This is a genomic window from Pseudomonas sp. 2995-3, from assembly GCF_002742565.1.
In the GTDB taxonomy this organism is placed as follows: Bacteria; Pseudomonadota; Gammaproteobacteria; order Pseudomonadales; family Pseudomonadaceae; genus Aquipseudomonas; species Aquipseudomonas edaphica.
Window position 1 is genome coordinate 1 of record NZ_LJSB01000029.1, and the last position, 257, is coordinate 257.

Consider the following 257-nt stretch of genomic DNA (forward strand, 5'->3'; position numbering starts at 1 on the left):
CTTGAAATCTATCTTCTACAAACATTCCTTGATGAATGATTTCTCCATTTTTCATAACTGTACCTTCTCCATGTCTTTCCCAGTTTTTCCACTCACCGACATAGGATTCACCATTTGATAGGAGTGCTTCACCAAATCCATTTGGTTGGTCATCTGCCCATTCACCTTCATAAATATTGCCACTTCGGTCTACGAATCTACCATGTCCATGACGGAGTCCATTTACATATTCACCTTCATACGTTACAGTCATCCAT

At 39.7% G+C, this 257-nt stretch carries 1 pseudogene; it reads right to left on the reverse strand.

Going from position 1 to position 257, the window contains the following annotated elements:
- Nucleotides 1–257: pseudogene (locus tag AOA62_RS00110) on the reverse strand (hypothetical protein); the annotation flags it as partial.